Here is a 16,472-nt window from a genome sequence, read left to right on the forward strand (position 1 = left end):
CTTATTATATCATAGTCCTAATGAAAGAAAAGGGACAGCTCGTGAAGATTTTTGTGTCCTTTCTGACAGATATTGCGGCTTCTCCTCCCCCCTGTGTCACTTCGACTCCAACCCGGCTCTTCGCAAGTCCACGTCATAATGGATGCGGATCGGTATTTTGGAAAAGTCTTTTTCCCAGTTCAACCGGTGATACAGTTTCGGGTAGTATGCATTCACAAATTTGCCGAAGGCAAAGATATCTGTATTGTACTCTTTTTGGGCCAGATCAATCAGCTTTTTCGCAGATTTATCATATTCATGTTGAACCATATTACTGAGCATCTGGTATTTTTGCGGTTGATCCAGCTTATACGAAGTACACTCTTTGACGGTAATTTCTCCTTCCACGCTCACGTTCACATCGATCGCCGGTTCCTTGTCCGAAATGTGAATTTTGCTGGAGGATGATTTGGGGTAAAACACAATTTGCCCTTTCTGTTGTTGGGGGCAATCGATCATCACCGGCCATCCGGGTTTGTGTTCCCGGACATTTAGCAATGCATTGACCAAAGGCGGTTTCAAAACCCCGAGCAGGCGGTCATCTTTAAAAATGCCGATTCCGTTCCAAACATAGCGGTTATCGGAGACGCGGAAAACATTCAAGATCGGTGCCCGTTTGGCCGGATTGGACAATTCCTCAAAAAACTCCCCCAAAACCATCGACGGAAAACGCCCATTTTTGATTCCGGTTTCGATCGATTCCCGCAAATAATCAATGGGAATTTCTTCGAGACGAACCTGAACGTCCAAGGCATTCTTCGCCTCGCCTTGAATGATCACCGGCCACAAATGGCGCCGGATTTGTTGATTTCGCCTCAATCCTTCAATCAAATCCCTGGTCCCGTTTTTCGCCAACTCCTCACCGATCAACAAAATTTGAGTGTGTCCCGTAAACAAAGGGAAATTGGTTTCATTCTCGATTTGCATGAATGCTTCCTGGAGGGTGCGTCCTTCCTCCGAAAATAATTCGACAGCTCCGGCTCCTCCGCCTCCACCCCCATCGTCTTCACCGCCACCGCCGCCGACGGTTTTGCGGGGGTTCGGGATTTGGATTGACACTTTATGCCCCAACGGGCTTTGATCCACCGCCAATGCCACCACAACGGCCCGTTTTTCAATTTCGATCGCATCCCAACATCCGCTGGTCAACAGCAGTGAGAATACTGAAAGAATGATCACCCATCTTTTTCTTTGGAGAAGATTAAATTTCATCGCGAACTTCTCCTTTCTTTTTGCGAATCACGGCAACCAACAACAAAACCACCGGAATGATGACGGAAATGACGGCATCATAAAGCCCGATCCGATCGGCATAAATCCCCACTTCCTGTGTATTCTCCGGAATCAATGCCAAGTACAAAAAAACCGGGACGGCGAGAAAAGCAATCCAGCGGCGGTACCGTTCGGAGAGGCGAAAATACTCGATGATGATTTGAACCAAAGCCGAAAACAAATTGACCACCGATGTATAACCCGCAACCAGCCAAATTGATAAAATGGCGGATTCGATCCGCTCAAATAAAATGTCTTCCATCTTGACCACTTTGGCCACTTCCAAGACGGGGAACATCAAATTATTCACCTCGTCAATTCCAAAAACACTTAAGGAAATGGCACACAAGTACCAATACGAAATGGTGATGGCGAGGATGGAAATCATATTTGCTTTTTTCATTTTCTCCGGTTGTTGATAAAACCCGGAAAAAATCATCACCACTTGAAATCCGGCAAAAGCAAAAGCGCCTCCCATCAACGCTTTCGGCAAGACCATCGGATCCAGTTGAAAGAGTGGCAGAATGTTGGTGATTTCCCCGCTTTGAAACAAGGCATATATCATGGACAAAAAAGGGATCAACGTGATCGGGAACAAAAACTCGTTCAATTTGGCAATCACTCCGAGATCACTTCCCGCACCAATAGCCGCCGCCAAAAGAAAAATAAGCATCACGGCTTCCACGGGGGTGCGCGGCAACATGGTCGTCACGACGGTTTCCCCAAAAATGCGCACGACTGACGCCGTCCCCATGACAAAAAAAAGTGCCACCATCAACAAAAAGGGAAAACTGATGACATATCCGACCCACTTTCTTTTTCGGGATCCCAAAATGTAAGGGGCAAACTGCACCAGTGTCATTCCGGGAAACCGCTGACAAAGTCTGGTTATCAAATACACTAGGATCGCCACGACCACCCCGGACAAAAGGATCACCCAAATCATATCGTTTCCGGCCGATTCCCCGACCGACCTTGGCAAACTCAAGACACCGGCTCCAAAAATGGTTGAATAAAGAAGCGTGAAAGCCTGATAGGAAGTGATGACTTGTTTGGATGCGGTTTTACGATCCATCTTTGGTCCCTCCCTCTTTCAAGCGGATTTTATTATGTGTCTGATAGATGGTCGGTCGTTTTTTCATCCACGGCCACGGGATGCGGATCAGGGAGTCTCTGAGATCCCTCAAATTCAAGGGGGCAAACGGAGACATGTACGGAACGCCAAAAGACCGGAGCTGGACCAGATGCAAAAGCAAAAGCATCAATCCGATCATGATGCCAAATAACCCGAACATCGCTGCGACGATCATGAACGGAAAGCGAAGCAGACGGATCGAAATGGCTGCGTTGTAATTGGGATTGGCGTACGAACTGATTGTCGTCAAACCGACCACAATCACAAAGGCGGGGGAAACCAATCCGGCGGTCACCGCCGCGTTTCCAATGACCAGCGCCCCGACAATCCCGATGGTCGGCCCGATTGGTCCCGGGAGGCGAATGCTTGCTTCCCGCAAAATTTCCACACTGATTTCCATGATCAATGCCTCCACAATCGCCGAAAACGGCACGGTGGCCCGCCCCGCAGCCATCGCAAGCATCAGGTCGGAAGGGATCATTTCGGGATGAAACGAAATGAAAGCAATGTAAAGCGCCGGCAACAATAATGCGATAAACAAACTGAGCAAACGGATAAGCCTCAGGAACGTCGATATCAAATAACGTTCGTAATAATCCTCCGGACTGTTGTAAAACTGGCTGAATACCGCCGGGGCAATCAGCGCTTGGGGGGCTCCGTCCACCAGCACGGCCACTTTCCCTTCCAACAAATGCGAGACGACCGTGTCCGGCCTTTCCGTGTTTTGTAACAGCGGAAACGGCGTCCACATTTGATCCTGAATCATCTCTTCAATATAACCAGCTTCCAAAATCCCGTCGATTTTGATGCGTTTGATCCGCTCTTCCACTTCTTGCACGATGTATTTTTCGCTGATCTCTTCAATATACAAGACGGCAACCGTCGTCTTTGTCCTTTTTCCCACCGGGATATACTTCACACGCAAGGATGGATCCCGCAGACGATGGCGGATCATGGACAAACTGAAATTCAGGGTTTCACTCAATCCTTCACGGGGCCCTCGCACCACTTGTTCCGCCCGTGGTTCATCGACACCCCGGGTGGCCCAACCTTTCGAGCCGACAATCAACCCTTTTTCGGAACCATCCACCAATAAAACGGTGTCCCCTCCCAACACACCTTCCAAGACTTTTCTCATCTGATCGACTTCTTCCGTCTCTCCGGCCTCCACTTCGTTGACAACCGCTTTCCACGGATCCGACAACTCTGCCCCGGTTTTTTCCAGCTTGATCAGTGGCCGGATTAAAAAATTTTGGATCAACTCTTTATTGATTAACTCATCAAAAAAGATCACGGCCGCTTTCTTCCGGGGTTGGTCAATCGTGAATTCGCGAATCACCAAATCTGAAGAATCACCCAGAACATTTTTGATAAATTCCAAGTTTTGGTCCAAATCCGGATAGACGGGTGTTTCCTCTTTTACTGCTTTATTTAATTGTTGCTCATTATGTTCTTCCAACTTCTGTTTCTTTTTGCATTCCCTTTTTAAGAAACGATTCGGTCTTCTCATCAAGCATCACCATCCATAACTTCCCACCAAGCCCGGGAAATCATGCATCGTGGATTGAAATAAAAAATCAGCGGGATGTTGTTCCCGCTGATTCATGGCACATGGGCGCACTCCACCCTGAACATATTATCAATGTTTGATCATCCGTGAAATAAAAAAACCATCACTTAAAAAATCGTGCGGCAGGATTTGAATCCAACCGTCCCCCGAATGGACCCGGTTTTTCAACGGGTCCGGCAATTTTTCCTTCCAGGTGTTGTCACCGGAAAAATCCGGATGCCTTTTTAAAAAGGACTCTACCTGCTCCCAATTTTCACGCGATTCCCATGTGCAGGTGCTGTACACGAGAACCCCGCCCGGTTTCAATAACGGGGCGGCCGCATCCAGCAACTCTTTTTGCAATTGTGCCAACGCCTCAATATTTTCCGCTTCTTTGCCCCATTTTAAATCCGGTTTGCGACGGATCACTCCCAATCCGGAACAGGGGGCATCGAGCAAAATGGCATCAAACGTATGCGGTTGAAAGGGTCCGGGCAGGTTCCGCCCGTCCAGTTGCCGGACGGAAATAATATCAATTCCAAGTCGCGAAGCATTGGACCGGATCAGGGAAAGTTTGTGGTCATGGACATCACAGGCCACAATGTGTCCCTGATTCCCCATCAATTCCGCCAAATGCGTCGTTTTCCCTCCGGGAGCCGCGCAGACATCCAACACCTTCATTCCGGGTGCCGGCGCCAAAACTCGCGCCACCAACATCGAGCTTTCATCTTGAATGGTGCAATACCCTTCCCGGAACCACGGGGTGAACGCCGGGTTTCCACCGCCTGAAATCGTGACCCCTTCCGGTGCGATTCCGGATGCCTCTGCCTGGCCGGTTCCGGTTGCATTCCACTCTTTGATGAATACATCCGGATCCATCTTCAGCCTGTTCACCCGGACACTCACCCGGGGGGGATGGTGATTGGAAAGCAATGCCGCTTTCGTTTCTTCCTCCCCGTATGCCTGTTCCATCCGTTCGATTATCCACTCGGGATGGGAATACGAAACCGCTTTTTCCGCCAGGGTTTGCGGATTCTTTTTCGGTGTCAACCGGTGCCGGTTCCTTAAAAAAGAACGCAACACCCCGTTGACCAGGCCGCTGATGCCCCGGTGCCCCCTCTTTTTGCTGATTTGCACCGTTTCGTAAATCGCCGCCCGCTCCGGAATCTTATCCAGATAAAGCAATTGATAAATCCCGAGCCGCAACAATTGGCGGACCCAGAGTTCCAAAGAGCCGACACCTTTTTTCACCAACTGGTTCAAAATCCAATCCAGTGTGTTTTTCCGTTGGATCGTTCCATAAACCAGTTCAGTCACCAGGCGCTTGTCCTTCTCATTCAACGGGGACGCTTGCAGCGCCTGATTCAAAAGCAAATTGCTGTATGCTTGTCTTTCTTCCCATTTCTCCAAAATGGAAAGAGCGGTTTCCCGGGCATTGACCTCCCTTTGTTTAGTCACCGAACCGATCTCCTGCCTTCATCTGCCGGCCGTTGATAAATTGCCTGGCCGGCATGGGTTTTTTTCCGGAAGGCTGTACCTCCGTCAATCGCAGCAATCCTTTGCCGGTGGCCACCACAATGCCATTGTTATCAAGCCGGATTACCGTGCCGGGCTCGCCTTGGGTTTCTTCATTCACCACCGAAGCCTTCCAAATTTTAAACGGTTTTCCCTTCCACAATGTATAGGCCACCGGCCACGGGCACAAGCCGCGGATTTGACAATCCAGTTCCTGAGCAGTTCGTTCCCAGTCGATTTTTTCATCTTCGCGGGTGATATTGGGGGCAAAAGTCGCCTGCTCATCATCTTGAGGAACGGCCTGCACCGTGCCGTCCAGAATGGAAGGAAGAACTTCTTTTAATAATTCTGCGCCAAGATTTGCCAATTTATCATGCATGGTCCCCACATTATCCCCGGAGGTGATCGGAATCGCCCGTTGCAAGAGCATGTCCCCGGCATCCAGCGCTTTGACCATGTACATGATCGTCACCCCGGTTTCCTTTTCCCCGTTGATAATGGCATGGTGGATCGGAGCCCCTCCCCGGTATTTGGGCAACAACGAGGCATGAACATTGATGCATCCGTATTTGGGGGCATTTAAAACCGGCTCCGGCAAAATTTGTCCGTATGCCGCGGTCACAATCAAGTCCGGCTGAAGTTCCAAAACCTGACGGATGGCTTCTTCTGATCTCAATTTTTGCGGCTGGAACACCGGCAGATCATGTTTTATGGCTTCCACCTTGACCGGGGGCGGCGTTAACACTTTTTTTCTGCCTTTGGGGCGGTCCGGCTGGGTCACCACCCCGATCACTTCCACCTGATCCTTCTCTTCCAGCAACAAACGCAAAGAGGGCACAGCAAAATCCGGCGTGCCCATAAATAACACTCTGGCTTTGCTCAATCCAATTCCTCCTCCGGACGGAATACGCGGTCAGCAATATCAATAAACAATACACCGTTTAAATGATCCACTTCGTGTTGCAATGCCCGGGCCAAATAACCTTCCGCCTCGATTTCAACCGGATTTCCGTCCCGGTCCTGCCCGGTGACTTTCACCCATTGTGCCCGCCGCACTTCCCCCAACAGATTGGGAATGCTCAAGCACCCTTCCGGCGGAGCAAGTTGTTCCCCTTTCTTCTCAACGATTTCGGGATTCACGATTTCCATCAACCCTTCCCCGACATCGACAACAATCACTCTTTTTAATATCCCGACTTGCGGAGCCGCCAACCCGACACCTTTTGCATCATACATGGTTTCTGCCATGTCATCGAGCAGTTTGTGAAGCCGTGCGTTGAATTTTTGGACCGGCCGGGCTTTTTTCTTCAAGACCGGATCCGGGTATTGAACAATGTTGCGAATTGCCATCATCAAGCTCCTTTCCTGTCTTTTCTTTATAAAGCAGTGGCCGGAATCAACGATTCCATTCCATCCCGGTCCAAACTGATTTTCAATTGGGGATCCTCCATCGAATAAAGCATTTCTCTCACCCGGTGTTTCAACCACTGAACGGACGGGCTGCCGGGCGGATATTTAATCAACATTTGCATGCGGTAACGGTCTTTGATCCGCGGAATGGGAGCCGGTACCGGTCCCAAGAGCTCACAATCGGACGGAAAATCCTTTCCGAGGTGAAAAGCCAGCTCTTGCCCCGCACGCATCACCTTCACCCGGTCCGGATGACTGATCAAAAAAGAAAACAATCCGCAATAAGGGGGATAAAAATGTTTTTTGCGGACTTCCGCTTCCTGCCGGTAAAAACGTTCCGTCTCGCGGCGGACTGCCATCCGGATGCTGTAGTGATCGGCACTATAGGTTTGGATCACCACTTTTCCCGGCTTTTCATGCCGTCCTGCCCGGCCGCTGACCTGAGTCAATAATTGAAATGTGCGTTCCGCCGAGCGGAAATCGGGCAAATGAAGCATCGAATCCGCCGCAATGACCCCCACCAATGTAACATCTGGAAAATCCAGCCCTTTGGCAATCATCTGGGTTCCAAGCAAAACATCCGCCTGCTTTCTCCCGAATTGGCTCAAGAGCTGTTCGTGCGCCCCTTTGCGACTGGTGGTGTCCACATCCATCCGGATCACGCGGATACCGGGAAAATGGCGGACCAATTCCTGCTCCACTTTTTGCGTTCCGACACCGAAATGGCGGATATATTTGCTGCCGCATGACGGACAAACTTCCGGCACACGCTCCGCATATCCGCAATAATGGCAACGCACCGTCCGGTTCGTCTGGTGATAAGTCAACGAAATGTCACAATGGGGACACATCACCGATTCGCCGCATTCCCGGCACATGACAAAAGTGGAAAAGCCGCGCCGGTTTAAAAACAACACCGCCTGCTCATTTTGGTCCAGGCACCGGGTCAGTTCCTGCCGCAAACATGCACTGAACATCGACCGGTTGCCGTCGGCCAGCTCCTTTCGCATATCCACCACTTTCATCTCCGGAAAGGGGCGTCCGTGAACCCGTTCTTTTAACTCCACCCGGTGAAAATGCCCTTCGCAAGCTTGCTTGTAACTCTCCAACGACGGCGTGGCGGAACCCAATACCAAGGTTGCCCCGTGTTTTTGAATCCGCCACTGTGCAACATGCCGCGCGTGATATTTGGGATTTTCCTCTTGTTTATAGGAAGACTCATGTTCTTCATCAATAATGATCAATCCAAGCTGTTGAAACGGTGCGAAAATGGCGGACCGGGCACCGATGGCCACCTTCACTTCCCCGCGGCGGATTTTTCGCCATTCATCATACCGTTCGCCGCCGGACAGACGGCTGTGCAAAACCGCCACCTGATCACCGAAGCGGCCTTTGAACCGTTCCACCATCTGCGGGGTGAGGGAGATCTCCGGAACCAGCACAATTGCTTCCCGTCCCCGCCGCAAAACTTCCGCAATCACTTGAAGATAAACTTCGGTTTTTCCGCTTCCGGTCACCCCTTGCAACAAGATGGTACGGGGCTTGTTCTCACGGATGGATTCCATCATGGCGTCATAAGCCTTCTGCTGCTCGCCGGTTAAAGGAAGCGGCTTGGTTTTTTGAAATTGTTGATGCCGATAAGGATCCCGGAATTCTTCCCGCTCCTCTTCCATCAAAATTCCTTTTTGGACAAGGCTTTGGATCGTCGAACGGGATACTTGAAGCTCACTGAGCAACCGGGGAAGCGGAATTTCGCTTTCTTGAGCCAAAAAATATCGGAGCACTTCCCGCTGGCGCGTTGCCCTTTTGCTCAATCCTTCCAAAGCTTGGAGCAGGGTTTCCCGGCTTTTGGGAAACACCCAGGTCACCTTGTTCCGGGTCACCCGGTCTCCCACTCTTTCTTCCAGAATGATCCGTCCGACGGCGGCAAGTTTTCGCAACCGGGAGGCACTCATGCCAAGCGATAACGCCTCATCCCAGGTACACTCGCCTTTCTCTTTCAACCGGGTCAAAAAAGGTTCGCAATCAATCAGAGACAGATCGTCTGCGATCTCGTCCGTCTGATTATCCGCATAACGAACCACTTTTTGGTACTTTCCTTTCAAAACCGCCGGCACCATGGATTGCAGAGCGGTAATCGTGTGGCACATATATTCTTCCGCCATCATGGCGGCCAGCTCAACCAGTTCAGGCGTAAGAGGCGGGATGAAATCCATCACTTCGATAACCGGTTTCACCCGCTTGGTTTCCGCCTTCTCTTTGATTTTCACAACATATCCGATCAGCTTGCGGTTCCCGAAAGGAACATGGACCCGGCTGCCCACACGGATATCCGGTTCCAGCTCTTTTGGAATCAAATAATCAAACGGGCGGTCTGCGGCCTGAGCCGGCACATCCACGATCACTTCAGCAATCATTTGCAAACCAGTCCCCAACCAAGGTCATCAACTTCCGTGCCACCTCCAATTTACTCATCCGGGGCAGGGAAAAAACTTTTCCGTGCCGGTCATACACCGTGACAATATTGGTGTCGCTGCCAAATCCGGCTCCGGGCATGGTTACATTATTGGCCACAATGTAATCCATCCCTTTTCGTTTTAATTTGTCACTTGCATAAGCTTCCAGATTTTCGGTTTCGGCGGCAAAGCCCACAAATAATTGATGCGGCTTTTTGTGCGCTCCGACCCATTTGGCGATGTCTTCCGTTTTGACCAGGTTTAACGTCATCTCGTCTTTGGTTTTTTTCATTTTTTGTTCCATAAATTCTTTGGGACGGTAATCCGAAACGGCGGCCGCCTTGAAAATCACATCCACCTCCGGCAAATGTTTCCGGACGGCTTCTTTCATTTCGCCCGTTCGCCGGACATCCACCCGCCGGACCCCGAGAGGCGTTTTCAAGGAGACCGGGCCGGTGATCAAAATCACTTCCGCTCCTGCCTCACGGGCCGCTTCCGCCAAGGCAAATCCCATTTTTCCCGAAGAATGGTTGGAGATATAGCGGACCGGATCAATGGGTTCCAACGTGGGGCCGGCCGTGATCAAAACCTTTTTTCCCGCCAAAAGCCGGCGATTGGAGAAAAAGTGCTCCACCCATTTGACAATCTGCTCCGGTTCCGCCATGCGCCCTTTGCCGACGTAACCGCAAGCCAGTTGTCCTTCGCCCGGCTCAATGAACAAAATGCCCCTTTTTCTCAGAATCGCGATGTTTTCTTGCACTGCCTGGTTTTCATACATATTGACATTCATTGCCGGCGCCAAAACAACGGGCGCCCGGGTCGCAAGTAACGTGGTGGACAACATGTCATCGGCCAAGCCGTGAGCCATTTTGGCAATGATGTTTGCCGTGGCCGGAGCAATCACGAACAAATCGGCATGATCCGCCAAGTCAATATGATTTACCACTTCCGGCCGGTGCTCGTCAAACGTGTCCACCGTTACATGGTTCCGCGATAACACCTGCAGAGTGAGAGGAGTGATAAACTTCGTCGCTGACCCGGTCATGATGACACGGACATCCGCTCCGCGCTGGGTCAACTGACTTGCCACGGTCGCCGCTTTGTAAGCTGCAATGCCTCCGGTGATGCCCAATCCAATTCGTTTTCCCTTCACGATGATGTTTCCTCCTCTCTTCGATCCGTCCGCAATCGGGACCACAAACGCCGTGCACCGTGTGACACGGTGCACCGGATCAATACGCTCTTTCGCCCTCTGCCACCACATCCCTTCGCCTGTTCCAATCCAAACAACCGCTGGGAATGAATGGTGAAATGAAGGATGAGTGCCACATAGAAAAATAACAACCTGTACAGGTTGTTATTTTTCATTCGCGTGATGTCGGGACGAGAATATCAGCTGCAATCTCTTCCAACGCCATTCCCACATATTTTTGGGATTTGGGCTCCAATTGCGTGCTTTCACCTTCCAACAGGCTCCGGGCCCGTTTGGCCGCCAACACCACCAATGAATATTTGCTGTCCGCTTTTTGCATCAATAAATCGATCGATGGATATAACATGATCAAACCCTCCATCCACTACGCGTCTTCACTGATTTTCAACCGATCCGTCCGGCAATGTTCCGCCATCACAATGGCGCGGATCCGTTCGCAAGCTTTGTCCACTTCATCGTTGATGACGACATAATCGTATTGATCGATTTGTTTCAATTCATCGCTTGCCGCTTCAAGCCGGAGGTTCAACACCGATTCGCTTTCGGTTCCCCGATGGATGATCCGTTGACGCAACTCTTCAAACGAAGGGGGAACCAAAAAGATGAAAATGCCTTGCGGATATTTTTCCTTCACCTGCATGGCACCTTGCACTTCAATTTCCAAAACGACATCCCGGCCTTTTGCCAGTGTCTCCTCGACGAAGTGCCGGGGCGTGCCGTAATAGTTTCCCACATATTGAGCCCATTCAATCAGTTCATCTTCTTCAATCATTTTTTCAAACTCTTGGACGGACTTGAAAAAATAGTTGACTCCATCCACTTCTCCTTCACGGGGGGAACGGGTGGTTGCGGAAATCGAATACGTCAGTTCGGGCATCATTTCACGCAATGCTTTGCAAACCGTTCCTTTCCCGACACCGGAAGGTCCGGAAATCACAACCAAAAGCCCTTCATTGACATAATTTGCTTTCATCTCAAAGCCCTTCCTACTCCACAATTTCTTCATGTTGCTCTTTGTTCGCCAAACGGTGAGCCACCGTTTCCGGCTGAACCGCGGATAAAATGACATGGTCGCTGTCCGTGATGATGACCGCCCGGGTCCGGCGTCCATATGTAGCATCAATCAGGACACCGCGTTCCCTCGCTTCCTGAATGATCCGTTTGATGGGAGCCGAATCCGGACTGACAATCGATACAATACGGTTGGCAGATACAATATTTCCAAATCCAATGTTGATTAATTTAATACCCAAATCAAAGTGCCTCCTCACCCATGTTCAATATTCGTTGGGAAAGAGCCTGAATTTCTTAAACCATTGATTGCCTACTACGCTATTTTAGACCGTTTCCCCTTAATAATCAATGTATTACTCAATATTTTGCACCTGTTCTTTCATTTTTTCCAGTTCACTTTTGCATTCAATGACATACTTGCTGATCGCCTTTAAGTTGGCTTTGGAGCCGACGGTGTTGACTTCCCGGTTCATTTCCTGGATCAAAAAGTCCAGTTTCCGCCCGATTGGTTCTTCTTTTTCCAACGTTTTTCGAAATTGGTCCATATGGCTTTTCAACCGGATCAACTCTTCGGTGATATCCGCTTTTTCCGCCCAGATCGCCGCTTCCGTCAAGATCCGGTCGGGATCAATGTCAGAATGACCCAGCCATTCCTCCAGCCGCTTCCGCAATTTGTTTCCGACATGCCGGCTCACCTCGGGAGCGAGCTCTTCCATTTCCTCCACATACTCATCCAGGCAGTCCACTCTCTTCATCAGATCCCGGCTCAAATGGATGCCTTCTTGTCTTCGCATTTTTTTCAAAGACGTTAAAGCCGTCTCCACCGAAGCCAAAACGGACTCTTCATACTCCTCCACCGAAGGCTTCACTTCCTCAATCAGCCACAGCTCCGGCTTGTTGATCAAATCCGCCATGGTTAATCCGGGAGCAATCCCCCATTTTTCATTTAAAGTTTTGCCGGCAGAAATAAAACTCTCCAACAGGTTCCAATCCACTTCCGCTTTTCGTTCGGGGGGCTTCATCCCTTCGATGGTGACAAAAATGTCCGCTCTGCCTCTGCGGATCACTTGCTGGACTTTTTTCCGGATCAAATCTTCCAGTACCATCCACCTGTTTGGCATGCGGATCACCATATCGAGGAAACGATGGTTCATCGTGCGAATCTCGGTGACAATCCGGACTCCGTCCCTTTCGATTTCGCCGCGTCCATATCCTGTCATACTGACTGCATTTGTTATCGTACCCATCTATCCAGCCCTCTCCATCTCATTGTTCATCTTAATGATAATGAACTTGCTCTGGTGAAATCAAACGGAGGATGGACGCAGAATTTCATTTTATTTTACGATTCTCGCCCAATCGATTGTATGCTTCCGGACGGATTCCTGATAGAATAAATCCATATAAATTTTAAAATTAAAGGAAGAAGGAAAATGGCAAATAAACTCGTCAAAGGAACCGTTATATTAAGCATTGCAACGTTATTCACCAAAATTCTCGGTGCTTTGTTCTGGGCCCCGTTTCAAAATATTGCCGGGGACGAAACCGTTGGTCTTTATCGCATATCTTTCCCATTTTACACGATCTTGCTCATGATCGCCTCCGCCGGAATCCCGATCACCGTTTCCAAATTTGTTGCGGAACGGCTGGCCCAAGGGGATCGTTTGGGGGCCCGGCGGGTATTAAAAGCGGCTTCCATCATTTTGAGCCTGACCGGATTGGTCGCCTTTTGCATTTTATTTTTCGGAGCAAAATTCATATCCCATGTGTTGCTTGACAACCCGCCGACCGAGTCTTCCTTGAAAGTTTTGGCCCTGGCCATTTTGATTGTTCCGGTGATGGCGGTTTACCGTGGATATTTCCAAGGACATCAACAAATGATGCCAACCGGCATTTCGCAAGTTGTGGAACAAATCGTTCGCGTGGGTGTGGTGATCGGTCTTACATACTGGATGGTTGAAGCACAATTTTCGCAAGAACTGGTCGCCGCCGGAGCCACTTCCGGAGCTTTTGCCGGGGCGCTGGGCGGGCTGGCCGTCGTGCTTTGGTATAACTTCCGGGACGTAAAGAAACTCAAAAAGGAACCCGTCACCACGGAGCAAGACTCCAAACCAAAAGAGCCCTTGGGCCGGCTGGCCAAGCAAATCGTCCTTTATGCTTTGCCGATCTCACTTGGTTCCCTGGTCCTGCCGTTGATCGGCTTGATTGATTCCTTCACCGTCCCGCGGTTATTGATGAATATGGGATATTCGGAAAGCATGTCCAACACGCTGTTCGGGATTTACGGACGCGGGGAACCTTTTGTCAATGTGATTTCGACCTTTTCCTCTTCGTTGACTTTGGCGCTGATTCCCACCATCTCCGCCCATATTGCCAAACAGGAGATGAAAGCGGTCGAGCACAAAGTCAAACAAGCCTGGTTGATGACCTTGATCGTCAGCTTGCCGTCCGTCATCAGCCTCGTCATTTTGGCCCGGCCGTTAAATATCATGATGTATCAAAACGACAGCGGAACCCTGACCTTGTCCGTTCTGGCTTTCTCCGCCATTTTCAGCACCCTGGCGGTCACCAGTTCCGGCATCCTTCAGGGAATGGGCTACAATAAATTGCCGGTTCGCCATTTGATGATCGGAGCGGTTTGCAAAATGGCCGGAAATTTCGTCTTCGTGCCGTGGTTTGGCATTACCGGTTCTGCCGTCTCCATGGTTTTGGCATATATCATCGTCTGCTTTTTAAACACTTGGATGGTGGTCAAAAAAACCGGCATCCACGTCGATGTCACGCGTCAGTTTGTCAAACCGGCCCTGTGCAGCGGATTGATGGGGATCTTTTTAATCGGCTTGTATACATTGACAACCGGATGGTTTGATCCCTTGCACATTTCGCGTATATCGAACGCCTTGCTGAGCGTTGTTTTGGGGATTTTGGCCGTTCTCATCTACGGCATTTTCTTGTTGATGACGCGAACCATCGGCGAAAATGAAATCCGCCTACTCCCCAAGGGCCATCTGATTTTGTCCTTCCTGAAAAAAACCGGGCTGTTGAGACCGGAAAAACCGGGGATCACTGCATAAAAAAATAAAAAGGCATCTTCGCAAACTGAAGATGCCTTTTTATTTTGTCTTATTGTTGATTTAACAAAGAATGCCTCCGGGAATACGTGAAGTAAATGATAAGTCCGACCAAAAACCAGACTGCAAAGGCAATCCAGGTAAAGACAGCCAGATTGGAAATCAAGAACAAACAGGCAAAAATGGCGATTGCCGGAATCACCGGAACTCCCGGGCAACGGAACGGACGCGGCAAATCAGGCTGGGTATAACGCAGGATAATCACGCCGAGCGAAACAACCGTAAACGCAAAGAGCGTTCCGATGTTCACAAGTTCCGCCAATTTCTCCAAAGGCAGAAGCGCTCCGACAAAAGCCGCAATGGTTCCGATAATCCATGTGCTGGTGTACGGTGTTTTATATTTGGGATGAACCCAGGAAAACGCCTTTGGCAACAAACCGTCCCGGGACATGGAGAAGAAAATCCGGGTTTGCCCGTAAAGCATTACCAAAATCACGGTGGTCATCCCCATGATTGCCCCCAGATCGATTACACCGGCAAACCAATCTTGCTGCGCTTTCTGCAAGGCCAGCGAAATCGGGTGAGAAAGGTCTTTGGCAAACTCCTGATACGGAACAATCCCCGTCATCACCAGTGTTACAATCACATACAGCAACGCGCAAATCCCGAGCGAGGTCAACAAACCGATCGGCAAATCCCGTTTGGGATTCCGTGTTTCTTCTGCAGCTGCAGCAACCGCATCAAACCCGATAAAAGCAAAGAATACAAGAGCGGCTGCGGAAAAAATCCCCTCAAATCCAAACGGGGCAAACGGCTCCCAGTTGGACGGCTTCACATAAAATGCCCCCACGATGATAAAGAGCAGAACCACAGCCACTTTAATGATCACCATGATATTATTGGCCTTTTTCGACTCCGTGATTCCGCGCGAGAGCAAAAACGTAATGATCATGACAATCAAAAATGCAGGCAAATTAAAATAGGTGGTGACTCCTTCCACCGCTCCGGGTGCCGCGGTCAGTGCATCCGGAAAATGAATACCAAAACCACCCAGCAAGGATTGGAAATAACCCGACCAACCCACCGAAACCGAACTGACTGCGAACATGTATTCCAACACCAAATCCCAACCGATAATCCATGCGATAATTTCTCCCAAGGTTGCATAACTGTACGTATAAGCGGATCCTGAAACCGGAGCCATCGATGCGAATTCAGCATAAGCCAGTGCCGAAAACGCACAAGCGATGGCGGCAATGACAAAGGAAACGGCAAGGGCCGGACCCGCTTTGAGTGCACCGGCTCCCGTCAGCACGAAGATGCCTGTGCCGATGACCGCCCCGATTCCGAGCATGGTTAAATCAAAGGCGCCTAAGTCCCGCTTTAATTTTCCTCCTTTTTGCGACTCCGCAAGTGCATTGGAAATGTCTTTTTTCCGGAATAAATTCACCTGTCTCTCCTCCTGTATATAGGGCGTCCATTTCAATCAAATCAACTAATCGTCACAGCTTTTTTCATTTTGTCCCGAAATCGGTCAACCATCACAAAAACGCCATTGTTTTTTTATTTGAATATTTCAAAATACACTGATGAAATAAAACGAACCACCTCTCCCTTTGATCGACTTTAGTCATTTTTCCAACAATTCATCCTTTTTGGAACAAAAAACACGAATATGATTTCAAATAAAACTATTTATATATTAATTAATTTGCTTGTTATTTTCAACTAATAAAAAATATTTTTGGTATAACTTGGAGGAAATGGCTTCACAAACAGGATCCTTTTTGTAAGCGGT

The 16,472-nt window shown here is 49.6% G+C and carries 14 protein-coding genes; 1 reads left to right on the plus strand and 13 read right to left on the minus strand.

Annotation, left to right across the window (positions count from 1 at the left end):
- Nucleotides 1-96 precede the first annotated feature (96 nt).
- The 12 genes from I8U23_RS03755 to I8U23_RS03810 all read right to left on the minus strand — a co-directional run bounded on the left by I8U23_RS03755 (nt 97) and on the right by I8U23_RS03810 (nt 12,850).
- Nucleotides 97-1,251: a Ger(x)C family spore germination protein gene (locus tag I8U23_RS03755; RefSeq protein WP_037994889.1), complete on the minus strand. Its 1,155-nt coding sequence runs from the start codon at nt 1,249-1,251 to the stop codon at nt 97-99.
- Nucleotides 1,241-2,386, minus strand: coding sequence for a GerAB/ArcD/ProY family transporter (locus I8U23_RS03760; RefSeq protein WP_037994891.1), 1,146 nt, complete (start codon nt 2,384-2,386; stop codon nt 1,241-1,243). Before I8U23_RS03760 ends, I8U23_RS03755 begins: the two co-directional genes overlap by 11 nt.
- Nucleotides 2,376-3,956 carry a spore germination protein gene (locus I8U23_RS03765; RefSeq protein ID WP_198050780.1) on the minus strand — a complete coding sequence of 527 codons (1,581 nt, stop codon included), beginning with the start codon at nt 3,954-3,956 and terminating at the stop codon, nt 2,376-2,378. Before I8U23_RS03765 ends, I8U23_RS03760 begins: the two co-directional genes overlap by 11 nt.
- Before the next feature lie 129 nt (nt 3,957-4,085).
- Nucleotides 4,086-5,453, minus strand: coding sequence for a 16S rRNA (cytosine(967)-C(5))-methyltransferase RsmB (gene rsmB, locus I8U23_RS03770; protein ID WP_037994896.1), 1,368 nt, complete (start codon nt 5,451-5,453; stop codon nt 4,086-4,088).
- Nucleotides 5,446-6,369 (minus strand): methionyl-tRNA formyltransferase, encoded by a 924-nt coding sequence (gene fmt, locus I8U23_RS03775; protein WP_037995116.1) that lies wholly within the window; start codon nt 6,367-6,369, stop codon nt 5,446-5,448. Before fmt ends, rsmB begins: the two co-directional genes overlap by 8 nt.
- Nucleotides 6,370-6,389: 20 nt before the next feature.
- Nucleotides 6,390-6,860 (minus strand): peptide deformylase, encoded by a 471-nt coding sequence (gene def / locus I8U23_RS03780; RefSeq protein ID WP_037995118.1) that lies wholly within the window; start codon nt 6,858-6,860, stop codon nt 6,390-6,392.
- 26 nt (nt 6,861-6,886) lie between these two features.
- The gene (priA, locus tag I8U23_RS03785) at nt 6,887-9,337 is read right to left on the minus strand and encodes a primosomal protein N' (protein WP_037994898.1); all 2,451 of its coding nucleotides are present in this window, start codon (nt 9,335-9,337) and stop codon (nt 6,887-6,889) included.
- Entirely contained in the window at nt 9,327-10,532 is a 1,206-nt protein-coding gene (coaBC, locus tag I8U23_RS03790; RefSeq protein ID WP_037995121.1) for a bifunctional phosphopantothenoylcysteine decarboxylase/phosphopantothenate--cysteine ligase CoaBC, read from the minus strand. The genes priA and coaBC overlap by 11 nt, the downstream gene beginning before the upstream one ends.
- A gap of 208 nt (nt 10,533-10,740) precedes the next feature.
- Nucleotides 10,741-10,935: a DNA-directed RNA polymerase subunit omega gene (gene rpoZ / locus I8U23_RS03795; protein ID WP_037994899.1), complete on the minus strand. Its 195-nt coding sequence runs from the start codon at nt 10,933-10,935 to the stop codon at nt 10,741-10,743.
- Nucleotides 10,936-10,953: 18 nt separating this feature from the next.
- Nucleotides 10,954-11,562 carry a guanylate kinase gene (gene gmk, locus I8U23_RS03800; protein WP_037994901.1) on the minus strand — a complete coding sequence of 203 codons (609 nt, stop codon included), beginning with the start codon at nt 11,560-11,562 and terminating at the stop codon, nt 10,954-10,956.
- 13 nt (nt 11,563-11,575) lie between these two features.
- Nucleotides 11,576-11,842, minus strand: a complete 267-nt coding sequence (remA, locus tag I8U23_RS03805) for an extracellular matrix/biofilm regulator RemA (RefSeq protein WP_037994904.1) — start codon at nt 11,840-11,842, stop codon at nt 11,576-11,578.
- Nucleotides 11,843-11,956: 114 nt separating this feature from the next.
- Complete coding sequence (locus I8U23_RS03810; protein ID WP_037994906.1) at nt 11,957-12,850, minus strand: YicC/YloC family endoribonuclease; 894 nt, start codon at nt 12,848-12,850, stop codon at nt 11,957-11,959.
- A gap of 186 nt (nt 12,851-13,036) precedes the next feature.
- Between I8U23_RS03810 and I8U23_RS03815 the strand changes: the two genes are divergently transcribed.
- Complete coding sequence (locus I8U23_RS03815) at nt 13,037-14,677, plus strand: putative polysaccharide biosynthesis protein (protein ID WP_037994909.1); 1,641 nt, start codon at nt 13,037-13,039, stop codon at nt 14,675-14,677.
- A 49-nt stretch (nt 14,678-14,726) separates the two neighbouring features.
- Here the strand turns inward: I8U23_RS03815 and bcaP are convergent, their stop codons facing one another.
- The gene (gene bcaP, locus I8U23_RS03820; protein ID WP_082240642.1) at nt 14,727-16,124 is read right to left on the minus strand and encodes a branched-chain amino acid transporter BcaP; all 1,398 of its coding nucleotides are present in this window, start codon (nt 16,122-16,124) and stop codon (nt 14,727-14,729) included.
- Nucleotides 16,125-16,472: the final 348 nt, after the last annotated feature.

This window comes from Thermoactinomyces sp. CICC 10735, assembly GCF_016055175.1.
Taxonomy (GTDB): Bacteria; Bacillota; Bacilli; order Thermoactinomycetales; family Thermoactinomycetaceae; genus Thermoactinomyces; species Thermoactinomyces vulgaris.